The 16,797-nt window shown below is 40.8% G+C and carries 19 protein-coding genes; 10 read left to right on the forward strand and 9 right to left on the reverse strand.

Annotated features, from left to right (window positions below; translation table 11 throughout):
• Window positions 1-64: 64 nt before the first annotated feature.
• The 6 genes from V7K55_RS09860 to V7K55_RS09885 all read left to right on the forward strand — a co-directional run bounded on the left by V7K55_RS09860 (window position 65) and on the right by V7K55_RS09885 (window position 5,368).
• Window positions 65-451, forward strand: a complete 387-nt coding sequence (locus V7K55_RS09860) for a M48 family metalloprotease (protein WP_334830651.1) — start codon at window positions 65-67, stop codon at window positions 449-451.
• A 71-nt stretch (window positions 452-522) separates the two neighbouring features.
• Window positions 523-1,938, forward strand: a complete 1,416-nt coding sequence (locus V7K55_RS09865) for a M48 family metalloprotease (protein ID WP_334830653.1) — start codon at window positions 523-525, stop codon at window positions 1,936-1,938.
• Between the two features lie 456 nt (window positions 1,939-2,394).
• Window positions 2,395-3,114: a hypothetical protein gene (locus V7K55_RS09870; protein ID WP_334830655.1), complete on the forward strand. Its 720-nt coding sequence runs from the start codon at window positions 2,395-2,397 to the stop codon at window positions 3,112-3,114.
• A gap of 83 nt (window positions 3,115-3,197) precedes the next feature.
• Window positions 3,198-3,341 carry a hypothetical protein gene (locus V7K55_RS09875; protein ID WP_181154277.1) on the forward strand — a complete coding sequence of 48 codons (144 nt, stop codon included), beginning with the start codon at window positions 3,198-3,200 and terminating at the stop codon, window positions 3,339-3,341.
• Window positions 3,316-4,083 carry a DUF1350 family protein gene (locus V7K55_RS09880; RefSeq protein ID WP_334830657.1) on the forward strand — a complete coding sequence of 256 codons (768 nt, stop codon included), beginning with the start codon at window positions 3,316-3,318 and terminating at the stop codon, window positions 4,081-4,083. The genes V7K55_RS09875 and V7K55_RS09880 overlap by 26 nt, the downstream gene beginning before the upstream one ends.
• 148 nt (window positions 4,084-4,231) lie before the next feature.
• The gene (locus V7K55_RS09885) at window positions 4,232-5,368 is read left to right on the forward strand and encodes a SpoIIE family protein phosphatase (protein ID WP_334830659.1); all 1,137 of its coding nucleotides are present in this window, start codon (window positions 4,232-4,234) and stop codon (window positions 5,366-5,368) included.
• Here the strand turns inward: V7K55_RS09885 and V7K55_RS09890 are convergent, their stop codons facing one another.
• The 3 genes from V7K55_RS09890 to aat all read right to left on the reverse strand — a co-directional run bounded on the left by V7K55_RS09890 (window position 5,369) and on the right by aat (window position 8,025).
• Window positions 5,369-5,695 (reverse strand): STAS domain-containing protein, encoded by a 327-nt coding sequence (locus V7K55_RS09890; protein WP_334830661.1) that lies wholly within the window; start codon window positions 5,693-5,695, stop codon window positions 5,369-5,371.
• A 644-nt stretch (window positions 5,696-6,339) separates the two neighbouring features.
• Window positions 6,340-6,993, reverse strand: a complete 654-nt coding sequence (gene grpE, locus V7K55_RS09895; RefSeq protein WP_334830663.1) for a nucleotide exchange factor GrpE — start codon at window positions 6,991-6,993, stop codon at window positions 6,340-6,342.
• A gap of 456 nt (window positions 6,994-7,449) precedes the next feature.
• Window positions 7,450-8,025: a leucyl/phenylalanyl-tRNA--protein transferase gene (gene aat / locus V7K55_RS09900; protein ID WP_334830665.1), complete on the reverse strand. Its 576-nt coding sequence runs from the start codon at window positions 8,023-8,025 to the stop codon at window positions 7,450-7,452.
• 108 nt (window positions 8,026-8,133) lie between these two features.
• On the opposite strand from aat, the gene V7K55_RS09905 reads away from it, so the two are divergent.
• Window positions 8,134-8,463, forward strand: a complete 330-nt coding sequence (locus tag V7K55_RS09905; RefSeq protein ID WP_094328987.1) for a hypothetical protein — start codon at window positions 8,134-8,136, stop codon at window positions 8,461-8,463.
• A 77-nt stretch (window positions 8,464-8,540) separates the two neighbouring features.
• Here V7K55_RS09905 and rpsN read toward each other — a convergent pair whose 3' ends face one another.
• The 5 genes from rpsN to V7K55_RS09930 all read right to left on the reverse strand — a co-directional run bounded on the left by rpsN (window position 8,541) and on the right by V7K55_RS09930 (window position 12,762).
• Window positions 8,541-8,843, reverse strand: coding sequence for a 30S ribosomal protein S14 (rpsN, locus tag V7K55_RS09910; protein WP_094328988.1), 303 nt, complete (start codon window positions 8,841-8,843; stop codon window positions 8,541-8,543).
• A gap of 75 nt (window positions 8,844-8,918) precedes the next feature.
• Window positions 8,919-9,608 (reverse strand): endonuclease III, encoded by a 690-nt coding sequence (gene nth, locus V7K55_RS09915; RefSeq protein ID WP_334830668.1) that lies wholly within the window; start codon window positions 9,606-9,608, stop codon window positions 8,919-8,921.
• Window positions 9,584-10,684 carry an RIP metalloprotease RseP gene (rseP, locus tag V7K55_RS09920; protein ID WP_334830670.1) on the reverse strand — a complete coding sequence of 367 codons (1,101 nt, stop codon included), beginning with the start codon at window positions 10,682-10,684 and terminating at the stop codon, window positions 9,584-9,586. Before rseP ends, nth begins: the two co-directional genes overlap by 25 nt.
• A gap of 110 nt (window positions 10,685-10,794) precedes the next feature.
• Window positions 10,795-12,075, reverse strand: coding sequence for a serine--tRNA ligase (serS, locus tag V7K55_RS09925; protein WP_334830672.1), 1,281 nt, complete (start codon window positions 12,073-12,075; stop codon window positions 10,795-10,797).
• A gap of 108 nt (window positions 12,076-12,183) precedes the next feature.
• Window positions 12,184-12,762, reverse strand: a complete 579-nt coding sequence (locus V7K55_RS09930; protein WP_334830674.1) for a DUF3611 family protein — start codon at window positions 12,760-12,762, stop codon at window positions 12,184-12,186.
• A gap of 700 nt (window positions 12,763-13,462) precedes the next feature.
• Between V7K55_RS09930 and V7K55_RS09935 the strand changes: the two genes are divergently transcribed.
• A complete protein-coding gene (locus tag V7K55_RS09935) occupies window positions 13,463-13,810 on the forward strand; it encodes a PadR family transcriptional regulator (RefSeq protein ID WP_334830676.1) in 348 nt (115 codons plus the stop codon).
• A gap of 52 nt (window positions 13,811-13,862) precedes the next feature.
• A complete protein-coding gene (locus V7K55_RS09940) occupies window positions 13,863-14,393 on the forward strand; it encodes a cofactor assembly of complex C subunit B (RefSeq protein ID WP_094344864.1) in 531 nt (176 codons plus the stop codon).
• Window positions 14,394-14,833: 440 nt separating this feature from the next.
• On the opposite strand, the gene V7K55_RS09945 is transcribed toward V7K55_RS09940, so the two are convergent.
• A complete protein-coding gene (locus V7K55_RS09945) occupies window positions 14,834-15,151 on the reverse strand; it encodes a DUF3155 domain-containing protein (RefSeq protein WP_094329017.1) in 318 nt (105 codons plus the stop codon).
• A gap of 290 nt (window positions 15,152-15,441) precedes the next feature.
• Here V7K55_RS09945 and V7K55_RS09950 point away from each other — a divergent pair, with 290 nt between their 5' ends.
• On the forward strand, window positions 15,442-16,788 hold the full coding sequence (locus V7K55_RS09950) for a GAF domain-containing sensor histidine kinase (protein WP_334830680.1): 1,347 nt from the start codon (window positions 15,442-15,444) through the stop codon (window positions 16,786-16,788).
• The last annotated feature ends 9 nt before the right edge of the window (window positions 16,789-16,797 follow it).

The raw sequence follows: 16,797 nt of genomic DNA on the forward strand, positions 1-16,797 counted from the left end.
AATTCACCGTCTTCCTCATCTCAAAAAATGGTTTGTGGAAATTTTTGCTAAATCGGCATAGCTATTGGATCATTTTTTCTGTGGAGTTCTCTTATATAAAATTGCCTGTCTCCGTCAAGGCGGAAGTGTAATTGCCCAAGAGTTGGGGGGAAGGCTTTTACTGCCAGATATGGCAGATGAACAAGGGCAACAACTATTAAATATTGTCGAGGAAATGGCGATCGCTTCTGGTATCTCTGTCCCACAAGTTTATCTCCTTGAAAGAGAAACCAGCATTAATGCCTTTGCTGCCGGATTTACCCCCAATGATGCTGTAATTGGAGTCACCCGTGGAACTTTGCAACACTTGAGCCGAGATGAGCTACAAGGAGTCATTGGCCACGAATTCAGTCACATCCTTAATGGAGATATGCCAGCAATTCTCATTTTGAAACCAGTTTGCGTCATTTGAGCGATCAATGAAATTATTAAGAATTATTAAACCCTTGCATAACAAGGGTTTTTATGTAATGAAATCTTAAAATGAGAATTGCTGGAGATATGCGGCTAAATTTGCGTTTAGTGGGACTCCTGCATGGGATTTTGTTCATTTACTTAACCGGGGAATTGCTATGGCGAATTCGCGGTGATTTCCGCTTAGGAAAAGAAGATAAGGGTTTGCCCCTGTGGGCTTTTGGTTTAGCACTGATGGCAATTGGCGGTATCGGATTACTCTGCGGGCGACTGATTAAAGCCGCCGTCTCTCGCCAACGCGAATTTCTCGCTGATGCTTCAGCTGTACAGTTCACCCGCAACCCAAACGGACTTACCGGAGTCTTTCAAAAGCTCCAACAGATGGATTCACGGTTGATTTCGCCCGCAGCAGAAGCTGCTAGCCACATGTTTTTTGGCAATGCCCTCAACCCTTCTTTCTGGGAAAATATGTTTTCTACCCACCCGCCCCTAACAGAACGTATTCGCCGCGTTGGGGATTTAAACGTCAGCAATTTGGCAGCAATGCCATCTCGCAATCAAATGCGTTCCCCCTCCCAGGAATCTCTAACAATGGGCTTTGCTGGTGGTTCCAGCGCCACGCCAGAACAGGTAGTCAACCAGGTAGGAAGCGTTACCCCAGAGCATTTTTCCCATGCTCAAGCGCTGTTATCGCAGTTACCAGAATCCCTGGGCTTGGGCGTGCGGGAGCAGCAAAGTGCAATGGCGATCGCTTTTGCCCTAGCATTAGATTCTGAAAATATCGAGATCCAAAAACGTCAAATTGCTTGGTTACGCGAGGTGCAGCCGCCTGAGTTGGTAGATAAAACCTTGGAATTGAGTAGCGAAATTAGCCAGTTAGATCCTAAAATTCGCTTGCCACTTGTAGATTTGGCAGTACCCATATTGCGCCAAAATTCTGCCAAAGAATGCCAAAGGTTGTGTAAATGCGTCCACGGTTTAGTTGTAGCCACTGGAAGTTTATCACTGTGGTCTTTTGTGTTGCAGTTAATACTGTGGCATCGTCTCCAACCTAGTATAAATTCTACATCTACTACAACAGTAGAATTTACCTCCATAGAACAAATTTGGCCAGATTGTCTATTAGTACTATCTGTAATTGCCCGCGTTGGACACTCTCAGCCTGATGCTTGCACGGAAGACATTGCCTATGCTTTTCGTTCTGGAGTTTTTCGACTTCCTAAAGCTGGAGAACAAGAAAAACCAGACACGCCACCAACCTGTAATTTCACTGAACTTAAGAAAAGTATTGAACGCCTCCGCCTTGCTAGTCCCAAACTCAAGCAAGCTATTGTAGATGCTTGCGCTCATACGGTACTATTAGACAATAAAGTTACACAGTCAGAAGCAGATTTGCTCAGAGCGATCGCCATGACTCTAGACTGTCCTATTCCCCCATTTTTAAATCCTCAGCGTAGTGTTTCAAAACAGAAACAATCTTCTTAAAAAGCCGATTAATATGGCTAGTGAGACAAAATTATTTATAACTAAACAAAAAAATCCGTTTTTGCGGTTTTTTTATTAATAGTTACTAATAGTTGTTTACCAGGAAGCATCCCAAATGTGCAAGTTTAATTTATATACAGGATTGTGACTTACCCGGAAGGATGAAAAACGAACCACAAAGGACACAAAGGGAAGAGCATTGAAAAGGGTTTTTACATCAGTCCCTTATATTTATTTTTGCCATTTAATTGCATTTACAGCCAATTGATGTATTTTGTTCTGATTACTCTTATTGTATAAATAGTTATCTTGGCAAAAGAGTATCATATTGTACAAAAAATCCTTAGCTCGCTAGAAGTCTTAACTGGCTTAAAAAGTTTAGACAAAAAGCCAGCATTCCAGAAATTTGATTGCTATATTAGATTAAATAACTATTCTGGCAAGGATTAAAAAGCTGTGCGGGATGATTTACAGGGCTTGGAAATTAGTCAGGATGAACTGCAAAAACTAACTAATTTACCTGTTAACGATCGACTTTTAATCATTACAAATGCTCTTCAAAAGTTAGCGAAAATATACATCAAGAAAATTCAAAGTTCGGAAGGCGCAACTGTAATTTTTATTGGGTTTGCTACATTTGTTTTTAGCTATCTTTTGTTTGATATATTTCTAAAAATATTTGTATCATGGATAGAGGTTCCATCCTGGATATTACTAATTATCTTAGGTGTTTGGGTTGGCGGTGTGACGCAAACTATCTTATATTTAATATGGAGAAGCAGAAGTAAAATTGTCAGATTAAATATGACAAGTTCTCTGAGAATTCTGTTAAATGATGTTGACAGATATAATACTGTTATTAGAGCAATAGATATCAACGATCAAATAGAAGAAGCTGGGAATCCAGAAGTGCTTATAAAGGAAAGAGAGAGTGTTCTCGCGGCGCTTCAACTAACAAAAGCTGATTTAGTTCGCGCTTTGAAGACAGAAAGGATTTTGAGAGAAAATAAGAGTTTTATCCTTAGTAATACAGAACTATTCGTCAATAATTTAGCAACTTTAACAGCCATGCAAGTAAATGAACAGGCTACTGAGCATGGAAGATTACTCAATGAAGCGTTACAAATTGCATTAGATGTACAAGACGAGATGAAAAGATTACAGACTCAGGGTTAAAACCAATACTCAGGGCAACGTGCATAAAGAAGTGAATTTGAGAAGGCGTAGATGCTCTCTATAAGTCCATAAGACGCTGTTGAATGGGTTCGGTTCCAACCGACATGTTAGACATCCTCAATGGCTTTTTGCCTAATCCTTCCCACGGTTGCGATCCCCGGTCTAACATAAAGAATATTCCTCAAGCGATCGCTTATCGGCATGGACTGGAAAGAAATCAGAGGTAATTGGGTAATCATTCCCCGAAATCCCATCGGTATCATCCATTTTTTAGGAGGTGCATTTGTCGCCACTGCACCACACATCACTTATCGCTGGTTACTCGAACAACTAGCAAGTAAAGGCTATGTTGTAATTGCTACGCCTTTCGTCAACACATTGGATCATACTGCGATCGCCAAATCTGTGCTGTTAAACTTTGACCGCACCCTCGAACGCTTACATGATTCTGGGGCATTACGCAAGCTTTACTTCCCCGTCTATGGTCTTGGACACAGTATGGGCTGTAAACTTCACTTGCTGATTGGTAGCCTTTTTAAAGTAGAACGTGCAGGCAATATTTTAATATCCTTCAACAACTACGCCGCTAAAGAAGCTATCCCCCTAGTAGAACAGTTCAATTCTACTTTTGCAATCGAGTTTACCCCCTCACCCTTGGAAACCAACAAGCTTGTCCAAGAGCGTTACAATGTTCGGCGCAATTTATTAATAAAATTTAGTAATGACACCATCGATCAATCAGCAGCTTTAACCAAAATCTTACAAGAACGTTTTGATGAAATGGTGACAGCACAAACCTTACCAGGAAATCACACAACACCTCTAGGTCAAGATATTAAATGGCAAACTGGAACATCTTTCACCCCCTTTGACGCATTAGGGCAATGGTTCAAGCAAGAAGCATACCGCGACTTGAATCAGCTAAAAAGTTCCATTCTCTTATGGGTAAATCCTCTTGCACCGCCATAATATTTTATGACATTAATAAGTCATGAATTCGACGGTGAAATATAAATGAGTTAGTAAGATATTTTTATTGATATTACTAACTAATTGCCAACATATATTTTTATTTTCTATTTAGAAAACTATTAATGAGTGTTTACTACAATTTTATATGTTTCAAATACTAGTAATTGATGATGATTATTCTATAAAAATCCTCCTAAAAAGGATGTTAGAAAAACAGGGCTATGAAGTAGTTACTGCTAGTAGTGGCGAGGAAGGAATAGAAAAAGCGATAGCTTGCCGTCCAGCACTAATTATTTGTGATTGGATCATGCCAGGATTGACAGGTTTGGAAGTCTGTCACCGGATTAAGGAAGATCCCAAATTTTTCACCACATTCTTTATTTTATTAACATCCTTAGATTCCGTTGCCGATTGCGTCAAAGGTCTAGATGCTGGTGCTGATGATTTTATTTCCAAACCTATCGAGCATAATGAATTACAAGCACGGGTAAGAGCAGGATTACGCCTCCATCAATTGAGTAGAGATTTGCAAGCTCAAAAGTTACTTTTAGAATCAGAAATGTCAGAAGCAGCAGAATATGTGCGATCGCTGCTACCTCTTTCGATGACTGAACCCTTCAATATAAATTTCCGATTCATTCCCTCACGACAACTTGGCGGCGACTGTTTCGATTACTATTGGCTTGATGATGATTATCTGGCAATTTACTTACTCGATACTGCCGGACATGGACTTAAAGCGACTCTTCCCTCAGTTTCAGTGCTGAATCTACTGCGTTCTCGTGCGCTCAAAAGTCTGAATTACTATCAACCTAGTGATGTATTAAAGGCTTTGAATGATACTTTTCAGATGAATTATCAAAATGACAAATACTTTACGATTTGGTACGGAGTTTACAACCGAATTAACCGTCATTTAGTTTATGCTAGTGCTGGCCATCCACCAGCAGTTTTAGTAACTGGTGCATCGCCCAGAAAATCTGAAGTTAAACTCTTGAAAACCCCCGGTATGCCAGTTGGGATGTTTCCAGAAGCAAAATATGTTGATGAATTTTGTAATATTGAAGAATTCAGTAGTCTTTACATTTTTAGTGATGGCGCTTATGAAATCACTAAATTAGATGGCACTCTTTGGAGTTTGGACGCTTTTATTCAGTTACTTGTCAGCTTACAACATCCCATTGATTGCCAACTCGATCGTGTACTGAGTTATTTAATCGCTTTGAACTCCAAAGATGCTTTTGATGATGATTTATCTATTTTGCAACTTAAGTTTGATTAATTACATATTGGAGACTAAGACCTGATTAAATGCGTCTTGGTTAGGAAAGATTTCAAATACTTTATCCATATTAGTCAGTTCAAATAATATTCTAACTTGCTCGTTAATTGAGCAAAGAACAAGCTTAGTATCTGCCGCACGCAAGGTTTTAAAAGCTAATACTAAAGCTCCTAAACCGGAACTATCCATAAATGTTACATCTTTAAAATCAACTAACACAATCCTTGCACCACCTTCTAAAATATCAGTGATGTTTTGTCGAAATTCTTGTGAAGTTGTGGCGTTTAAATTACCGTTGAGCTTAATAACTTTTACTTGTTCTCTCATAATTATGTCACACTGATTTTTGTAAATGATTGTCTGATTTCGCTATTATATACCCATCATAGAACATTTAAAAATGCTTGTAAAATAAAAAATCAGATTCAAGATAGAGTAAGTATTGACAATTAATCTGGATGGATAAAGAATAATTATAAATAATTTGATATCTTTTTTATATAATTAAAAAAAATATTTAGCTTGATTAAATATAGTTTTTCTAGTACTAAAAATCCCATTGTAAATAAAAAATTAAGTAAGTCAGCACGAAAAAGATATGTATCTTTAGATTTGTAAAAAGGTTAGGATAACCGATTATTAAGCTGTTCCATGATTTGAGTCTCTTTACATAGGTTTATTTTTTAAAGCCGACTTACCTATATCTCATTGATTTAGGGATATACCGATCTACAAGCTGAAGTTACTGCTTTTCAGATTATTTCGCAAATATTTTTTTATTTATGTCCAATTACTTACATAATTGAAAGAATTTACCTCTGGACTACCATCTCAATACACTAAGGCTCTACCAGAAAGTTCTCTGAGGCGATCGCCTCTGCTACTCTAGTATTCCCAATATTTATAATTTCTCAACATCCAACACAAAAAGTAAAGAGTTATAAATTTATAACTCCTGACTCCTAAATCTTTCAAACAGGACTAACTTTGGCCCTGTGAAGCAGCTTCTCACCTTGAAGGTAGCCAGTGTAGCGCACCTTGACTGTTTCACCAGATTGTGAAGTTCCCTCCATTAACTGGTGCAGTTGGGGATCGTAAGGTAATTCTGCTCCCACAGGTGCGATCGCTTCTACTCCCCACGACTGTAAAAGTTTTTCTAGGGGTTTCTGCACCAACGGGACTATTTTCACTGCTGCTAGCTGTGGATTCTCCTGCGCTTTCTGTGCTGCTGTTGGCCATTGCAGTAACAAAGACTCCAGCAATTGTAAAGTTGACTGCTGGAATTCTTGTACTAATATCTCTCGCTGCTGTTCTAGTTGAAGTTGCGATCGCTGGTACTCTTTTTTTAAATCTGCAATTTCTTGCAATAATTCCTGAATTGAGGCTGTTTTATCCTGTAACAACTCTCCGGTTGAAAAAGTTACGACTAATTCACTCAATGGCATCTGTAATATTAAGGAAAGCTTAAGCAGTACTTCTACCCGCATCTGCTCTAGTTTTCCTTGTCGTAACCGCAAAATTTGATACTCTGAGACACCAGCAGCACGACTGAGCGCTTTAAAACTAGAAATATCTACCCGTTGCATTAAACCTTGCAACTTTTGAGTGAAATCAATATTGGGCATTTGGTACTAGGGTGTATTTTCAAACTTATATCTTAAAAAATAGGCGATCGCAGGTTAGTGTGTTGATCCGATGTAATTGATAAGGAATTTTGACTTATCCCGGAGGATAAAAAACGAACCGCAAAGGACACAAAGAACACAAAGGTAAGAGGATTTAAAAGGGTTTTTGCGTCAGTTCCGTATATTTTTGCCGAATTGGGATGTTCTCGTTTTTATGAAAAAAACCCTGGGTATTATTCCAGGGTGCATACACGTTTTCAGGCATTAACAGGCTGAATAATAACTTTGTAAAATTGTTATTTCTACTACCTATAGAATGATACAAATATTGAACGATAGGACTAGTATTTTATTTTTGAAATATACGTAGTGGCGTGACAAGGCTAAATGTCTACATTAAGAAAATAGAAATCATCAATCAAATCACTTCTTCAATATTAAGAATATTGTAATTATTTATACTAAATTACAAGCACGTTGCAACGCTTGCTTAAGTAGACCTTGATATTCTTCATCCTCAACCCGATAAGCCCCAAACCTCTCCAAATGCGGATTCATCATTTGGGCATCGAAAAATACAAATTCCCTTTGGCGCAACCTTTCCACCAACTTAACCATCGCCACCTTTGAACCTTCGGGAATGCGGTAAAACATCGATTCGCCAATGAAAGCACCGCCAATGACAATTCCTAAAATTCCCCCAGCTAATTCGTCACCTTGCCAAGTTTCAAAACTAAAAGCATAACCACTCTGGTAAAGTTGCCAGTAAATCTTTTGCAATTCCGGTGAAATCCAAGTTGTCTCTCTGTCAGCACAACCAGCCACCACAGCTTGAAAGTCTCGATTAATCGCCACAGTAAACCGCTCTTGATTCAAGACACGCTGCAAAGACTTGGGGTAGTGAAACCGTTCATCCAAAGGAATAAAAGTCCGATCGCGACTTCCGTACCAACTCAGGCGATCGCGCTCATCAGCCATGAGAAAATAGCCTTGTGCATAACCATCAACAATAGCGGCGATATCATATTGCATAAATAAATATAAAAAAACACTCTTAGAAACGCAATTTGATGTTATCACTCAACCTCAGCGTTCCTCTGCGTTTCCCTCCGCGTCCCTCTGCGTTTAAGATAAATAAAGATGACTCAACCAATTCCACCCATTACCTTACCACCGCCCGAAAATCCCTTACTTGAAGGTGAATGGTTACGAGAGCGTTTACAACGGTGGCTAGATACTGAATTTATCCCCGAAGCGGTAAACCAAAATATTGCCCAACGAGCCGCACAGATTTTTGTGCGTCAACGGATGGAAGGAGAAAACGACCTTGGTTCTCTGGTAATTGCTATTGTCACAGAGATGCAGTCCTATGATTTTTCCCATAGCTTTTATGGAGAGTTTGCGATCGCCAACGCCGTCAGCGATCTACTCTTAGAAAGTCTGGGAATTGATAAGTGTTGCGGTCAATAATATTTTGTCATTTGTCATTTGTCCTTTGTCATTTGTTCTTTACCAATGACTAATGACTAATGACTAATGACTCTTGACTACCAGCTAGACTTAACAACTCCAGGCAATAGACCTTCATGCGCCCATTCTCGCAGCACGTTCCGAGACAACCCAAAATCGCGGTAAACACCTCTAGAACGACCAGTCAACCAGCAACGATTGCGGTGGCGGGTGGGCGCACTATTGCGGGGTAGCTGTTGAATCTTGCGGTGAATTTCCAACTTCTCCAAAGGAGATGCTGCACTTCTGAACTCATCCAAAAGGGCTTCTCGCTTGTCAGCATACTTTTCTATTAACCTGGTGCGCTTTTTCTCGCGCTCAATCATGCTCTTCTTTGCCATTATTCTCTAACTTCTTTAAAGACACCGTTCTCCATTCTACAGTTTCTCCATCAATTCTGGGGTTACTTGTGTCGTTTACCCTACAACCACCGGCTTATTCGCAGTAGGGCATAAATCGGCAAGCTCACACGCAACACAAACGGGAGAGCGAGCTTTACAAATAGCACGACCGTGATAAATCAGTCGAATTGACCAATTTTCCCAATCAGGTTGCGGCAATAAACCTATTAAATCTTGCTCAATCCGAACGGGGTCTTTTGCTTCAGTTAAACCCAAACGTTGGGACAGGCGCTTGACGTGAGTATCTACTGTCACGCCAGCATTAATGCCATAACCATGACCCAAGACTACATTTGCTGTCTTCCGCGCCACACCTGGAAGCTTTAACAACTGTTCCATTTGATTTGGCACAACAGAGTCAAACTCGTTAACAATCATCCGACAGGCGGCTTGAATGTTTTTAGCTTTATTGCGATAAAACCCTGTAGAGCGCACCAAGCTTTCTAATTCTACCAAGTCAGCGATCGCTAAACTCGCAGCATCAGGAAACCTACCAAACAAAGCTGGTGTAACTTTATTCACTCGCTCATCAGTACACTGAGCCGAGAGAATAGTTGCCACCAGCAATTGTACTGGCGTTGAGTAGTTCAAAGAGCAAGTAGCATCTGGATAAAGACGCTTCAAACGAGTTAAAATTTCTAGCGATCGCTTCTTCTTAGATAACGATTTGCGGGTAGTACTCACTGGAATAATTTTTGTACCCACTCCAATTGGCTAGTTAATTGAGTAGTTTCTTTGACGATCAGAAAAATTCCTAAGCCTAAGAGTAACACCAAACCTGTTTGCATTACACCTTCTTGAATCCGAGCCGGTACAGGCTTACCACGCAAACCTTCAATCAGCAGAAAAGCCAATTGTCCGCCATCCAAGGCTGGTAAAGGCAAAATGTTGATAATAGCCAAGTTAATGCTGATAATTGCCGCAAAAGACAACAGATTTACAGCATTGTCCTCAGCTAATTTTGCACCAATTTTGACAATATTAACTGGCCCAGAAACTTGCCCAGCAGTTTGTTGAAAGTTGGTAATTAACTGACCAAAACCACTTAGTGTCCCAACAAATAATTGTTGAAATCTATTAGCAGCAAGACCAAAAATTTCAAAAGGACTATTAGGACGGCGATAAACTGCGGTAGCATTTGGACTAAGTGCCACCCCAACTAAACCTTTGCCATCGGCTCCCAGTTTTGGCGTTAATTTGATGGATTGTTGTTGGTTTTCACGCAGAATTTTCAGTTCGATTTGCTGATTGGGATGAGTTTGAATTTCTTTAGTCAGCAAAGGAGTTGATTTGTCAGAAGCTGGGAGTTCTTGACCGTTAACAGCCAGAATAATATCACCTTCCCGAATCCCTGCTTGATAGGCAACAGATTCTTGATTAACAGGCTGGACAATGACACCAGCTTGATAGTTTAATTCCTTGGGAATGCCGACGATACCCAATTGCAGAACCAACACCAAGTAGGCAAATATTAAATTTGCAATCACACCGGCACTGATGACAATCGCCCGGTCTAAAACTGGACGGTTACGCAGCAGATTTGGGTCATTGGGTGGAACATCGCTATCGGGGTCATCATCGGGAAAGCCGACAAAGCCACCCAAGGGAAAGGCGCGAACAGCATATTCGGTTTGTGAACCTTGGTACTTCAAAAGAACTGGGCCAAAACCCAAAGAAAAACGGTTAACGAGAATGCCTTGAGAACGGGCTGCAACAAAATGTCCCAACTCGTGTACCAAGATTAAAACAGCCAAGACTGCGATCGCTGCTAAAACTGACATAGAGTAAATTAGTGAAAATATTAAGCTATAGTTATCTCTATTCTAATTGGGCATTGGCAATGGGGCATTGGGCATTGGTAAATGACAAATGACCAATGACCAATGACAAATCACAATACTTCACGTCCCAAATAAGGTTGCAGCGCTTCTGGTATCCTCACCGTCCCATCAGGCTGCTGATAATTTTCCAAAATTGCTGCCATAGTCCGTCCAACTGCCAAACCCGAACCATTCAGGGTATGTACGAACTGAGTACCTTTTTTACCCGCCTCTTTGAAGCGAATATCAGCCCGTCGCGCCTGGAAATCTATAGTATTGGAACAGCTAGAAATTTCGCGGTATTTGCCAGAAGAGGGCAACCAAACCTCTAAATCATAAGTTTTGGTAGAGGCAAATCCTAAATCACCAGTACTTAAATTTACTACTCTATAGGGCAACTTCAACGCTTGTAAAATTCCTTCTGCACTCCCCACCAATTTTTCCAGTTCATCAAAAGACGTACTGGGTTCGACAAATTTCACCATTTCCACCTTGTTAAACTGATGCAGGCGAATTAATCCCCGCATATCGCGTCCATAACTACCAGCTTCGCGGCGAAAACAGGGAGTAAAAGCGCAGTGGTAAATAGGCAAATCTTCAGCAGCGAGAATTTCACCCCGGTAGAGATTTGTAACCGGAACTTCCGCAGTCGGAATCAACCACAAATCATCATCAGCGCATTTAAAGCTTTCTTCAGCAAACTTGGGTAACTGACCGGTCGCCGTCAAAGACTCGGTATTAACTAACAACGGCGGACTGACTTCCACATATCCAGCTTGAGTATGGAGAGTGAGCATAAATTGAATCAATGCTCTCTCCAATGCTGCACCAGCACCCACCAAAGCCACAAAGCGACTTTGGGCAACTTTTACAGCCCGTTCAACATTGAGAATACCTAGCTTTTCGCCTATTTCCCAGTGAGGGAGAATATTCGGATTTTGGGGAATATACTCATCACCCCAACGGCGCACTTCTACATTATCTTCCTCATTTTTCCCAAGGGGTGTAGAGTCGCTTGGTAAATTGGGAAGCGCCAACACAAGTTGAGCGATTTGAGCTTTGAGGTCTTTTTCCTGGGGTTCCAGTTGACTCAATGTCGCCTTGACAGAGTTACCTTCATCGCGCAAAGCTTGAATTTCTGGGTCTTGAGGATTGATCCCAGATTTAATCTTTTGCCCGACAATTTTACCGACTTCGTTGCTCCGAGCTTGAAGTTGACTGCGCGTCCCCTCTAGTTCTCGTTGTTGCCGATCTAACTGTAGAATCGGTTCAATGTCGTATTTACCACTACGACTATTCAATCTTTCTTGAACTAATTGCGGATTTTCCCGTATTTGCTTGATATCCAGCACAGATTTTTCTCAGTTTTTAGCCTAAAATCTTCCTATCAATACAGTTAACACATTAAGCATTTAGCATATAGTAATTTTGGTTTGCTGGGGCAACATTCTTATCGTCTACTAAGGTCGGTTAATACGATTGAGTAGCCAAAGTGACGCTATAACCCCTGCAAAATGGGCTGATACAGTGTTGGTATTTGCCTGTACCACAAGCATATCTAGACCGCTAATAATGCGGGTAGGGTCAAAAAATTGCGTAGTTATCGCTTGGGGAGATATCGATCTTGCTACCAGTGTACCAACGATCGCCTGCGCCCCCAAAAGAGTCACCAGCGTTCCCCCTAAATTCACCCACAGCCCTAAGCGTAATACTTGCACAGTCTCGCTTTTCCGAGGGCGGTTGCTGGCATTAGACGATTCCAATTGCTTGCCAATTCTAGTGTAACGGTAAGCTAAATAAATACCTCCACCCAAAACAACCAGTCCACAAATTGCTAAAAATACGCCAAAGCCAGTCCCAGGATTATTACTAGAACTACCAGTTCTTTGATTAAAGACGGCGAACAGCAACACAATTATGCTAGAAACAACGCCTAATACTAGCTGAATCCAGAAGCTAATCCAACCTGTAAGGCGAAAGGTTTGGGCAATTGCCCGCAAAGAAGATGAAGATGATGGAGCATCGGGAGTCTTTGACATAATGATCGCTAATGTGCTGGGGACGCTTTCAAAGGATACAAAGATATACGGATATGGAGAACTTTATTTAGAGGTATCGCACTTTGCGTCTCTAGTCTTTGCATCCTATTTGATAAATTTACTATCACATTTATCAAATAGGACAAGAGATCCTCTTGTCCAGCAAATCAGTAATGCTTACTACTTAAGTATGTTCGCCACCATAGCAGCTTTAAACCCGACATATCCCTTAGCTTAAGTTTTTCGGATTTGCATGGGGAAAATCACTGTAAAACAAAGTGTTTATTAAGTTTTACAGACAAAATTGCATTTTACCTGTAAAATTTCTTCGATGGCATTTTATTGCTTAAGCAGTTCTAACTAGCTCGGCATCACTTAACACCAAGACAGTCAGAAAACCCACGCCTTTAGGTGGGGGCTTGGCACTTGCCCTAATCTGACCAAACTAAGTAACTTTGCCACTCTCTGTTCACTCCTCACCACACTGTATCGAGCTTGGGTAAGGAGAAATTTCCTGTATCCCTAAAACTCGCAAACTCGTCCCACAACTTCACAGACGTGGGTAATCATTTTGTGTTTACGCAATAGATATCTAGTCTAAGTAGCATTATATATATTACTCACTTAGCAGTAGCACTGTATACTGACTACAAGGATTGTAGACCTCACCCTAAGGCATTTTTTTAGCCATTCACTAACCATGAAAATAGAGGATATATATCAATTTTTTGAGAGTCCTCCGCCAACTTACCTTTGTCAGGAAGTAGCAGTTTGTTACATACTGTCTGTTTTATTACAAGGTGAATCCTACGGAACCGAGTTGATTGAGCAATTAGAAACTGAATATCCAACCTATCGGCTTTCGGATACCGTACTTTATAGTGCAATCAAATTTCTGGAAGACGAAAAGGCAATCACTGGATATTGGAAGAAACTGGAAGGACGAGGACGACCCAGACGGATGTACAAAATTTCTCCAGAATGGCAAGTTAAAGCGCAGGATTTAGCTGTTCAATGGCTTAACTACATCAACAGGAGGACAAAGTAACGAATAATTGATAATGGATAGGTCTCCTCCAGTCGAACACTAACAATAAGTTATGGATACTGCTATTCTGCCATCTACGTTCCTGCTAACCTTGTTGTTATCGGTTGGGCTGTTTTTCTTTATTCGTGCCTCGACTAAAGACCGCATACAAACAGTGCAACTGGTATCCGAGCAAGATGAAGCTGCTTTAATGTCTCAATTAAAAGAGTATTTTCGCTCCCGGTCTTACCGAGTGGCAGCGCTAGACCGAGAACAAAATAAAGTGACTTTTGAAGGTAATGTTCGCCCCAGTTGGTTCTTAGCTATATTTTTAACCATGCTGGCAGCGACTGGGATTGTTTGTCTATCGCTAGTCGTATACTTGCTTTTTCCTAACCTCAGTACCTTTGTTCTGGCTCTGGTACTGCTGTCGCCTTTAAGTGGTCTATTTTATTGGAAAAAATCTGGAAGACTTGAGAAGGTATCACTCAAAGTAGAAACAACTAAGAGCGAACAAACCTCCTCAAGCAAGATAACTGTAGTTGCCCATCGAGATGAACTCAGCGAGTTACAGAGGACGCTACAGCTTAAGGCTGGTGAATAATTGTTGTTTTTTTTTAAATGTGATATGCAGACTTCTGACCCGATCTAATCTTTAGATAATGAAAAGTAGGAAGGAGGAAATCAAGACTTCCACTTTGCCAATCTTCCCCACAACTTATGTCGTGGGGAAAAATTTAAATTCATTAACTTAAATTTGTTGACAGAGTTTGGTTAACAATTTACGGCATTAGAGCGCAACTTCACTAGCGCTTTTGGAGGCGCTTGGCTCTATACCCACTCCCTTCTATATCATGACACTAGTATCAACCCATGCAATCTTGCTTGGTTTGAGACTAATTGATTTTCCAACTACCTAGATTAGCCTTAAAAAGCAAATCAGCTCCAAACTAAAAAAAAATTAAATTTTGCATAAACTTAGCAATTTTGCCAGTTAATGATAGTCAGGAGCCACATCCAATCCGTCAGATGGCCGTCTATGCTTTACCGACTAGCTAAGGCAAGAGTTTCTTGACTTGGCGAAGGTTCTAATACCCTCAAGCTAGGAAACAAGAAATGGTTTTCCTCTACGTATTGAGCACCAAACAGCCCCTTTTCTGCCCAGAAATAACGATCTGTGGTGTGTTCATTTCGCTTAACGAGTAGCAACGCCGGTGGCAAAATACCTTCAGCTTGAATGAATCTTCTCGCTGCTGTCACAGGTTTTTCTTCGCCGCTCTCGATGCTATATTGAGGCACGTGCTCCAGAATCCGCCGTCCTTCTTGACGACGGCGACTTTTCCTTTTGCGTCTCCTTGCCAATCTATTGTCCTCCTCTTTCAAGCTATAGATTGTAGTGTTAGCTACAAAATCCGTCGCCATTATATAAGTTCTAGTTCAAAATATCAATAGTTTTTAACCTTTTAATGCAAGAAAGTTAACATCTTTGAAAGTAGAGAAAACAAAATTACCTAAGGATATAATCCCTTGGTACAAACAAACCATCACTGAGAAGATTTTAGTTAAGCTTTATGAAATGAGTGAGGTAAAAATTAAGTATCCTCTCTTATCATCATGCCTCAAAATCTGTAATCTTGAGCAAGAGCTAAAAAATGTTAATGTCTGCCAGTTCCGATTTTATTGCTCTGTGTCGAGAGCAAATAGCACTGCTAACCCAAGGTCTGGGAGCAACTTTAAGTATTGTGTACCTGACACAAGAATTGGTAGAGACTCCTTCTGGTGAGGCCAAACTGATTCCTGTGGTAATTTACCCGGAAACAGCATTATTACCGCCAGGGGAAGAGAGTGCTGAGACAAAAGTACACAAGCAACTTCAAGTTGGAAATGTGTTTAGACTACCCAACGCTCGCAGAAGGTTATTGACAGCCAGTTCAGAATCTCCAACCTCATCACAGGAGTCTGAGGCATCTCAACCCCATCTAAAAGAGGAATACCTCTTTAGTGGCAACCAAATTGTTTTACCTCTGGTTTATGAGGGTGTAATGATGGGGTTACTAGTGACGGGTAGGCAAGATCGGGCATGGAATGAACATGAAGAAAGTCAGATTCAACGAATAGCCCAAACATTAGCGATCGCTTGTATCTTAGATCAACGGCGGGCATGGTTTGAGGATCAGTTGCGCGATCAACAAATTCTCCAAGAAAAACAGCGAGATTTGCTGGATAATCTATTACATCAGTTTCGTAACCCATTAACAGCGTTACGGACTTTTGGTAAACTGCTGTTAAAGAGACTCCGACCGGGAGACACCAACCGGGATGTGGCAAATAGTATCGTGCGGGAAAGCGATCGCCTCCAAGAATTACTACAACAATTCGATCAAGTAATTGACTTGACAGAGGAAGATTTAGCACCGCTACATCTGCCCGAACATGAAGTATTTGTGGAAACAACTATCCAAAAATCCGCTAAACCGCCGCTATTATTACCGGGAACGGGAGATAAAGCAGTTGACTGCTCGTTAGCAGATATATTAGAACCATTATTAATATCAACTAAAGCAATCGCCCAAGAGCGAAAGCTAAAAATAATAACTGAAATTCAACAGAATTCACCCCTAGTACGCGCCAATGTCAAAGCATTACGAGAGGTTTTAACTAACATCATCGATAATGCCTTGAAATACACTCCCACTGGCGGCAAAATTTTGATTCAGGCGGGGCAAGAAAAAGCTAATTTTCAAGGAATTATCATCAGTGACAACGGGCCTGGTATTCCAGCCCAAGATTTAGAACATCTTGGAGAACGGCATTATCGGGGTGTACAAGCGCAAACAGAAATCCCTGGCACAGGTTTGGGGTTAGCGATCGCTAAACAATTAATAGAGCAAATGCAGGGCGAAATCGAGGTTTTCAGCCCTGCAATCAACTCTAAATTAACTTCACCCAATGCACCGGGGACTACGTTTATTATTTGGTTGCCGGAAGTTCAAAATTAGTCAGTCATT

Origin of the sequence: Nostoc sp., from assembly GCF_036919895.1 — a bacterium.
Lineage (GTDB): Bacteria > Cyanobacteriota > Cyanobacteriia > Cyanobacteriales > Nostocaceae > Nostoc.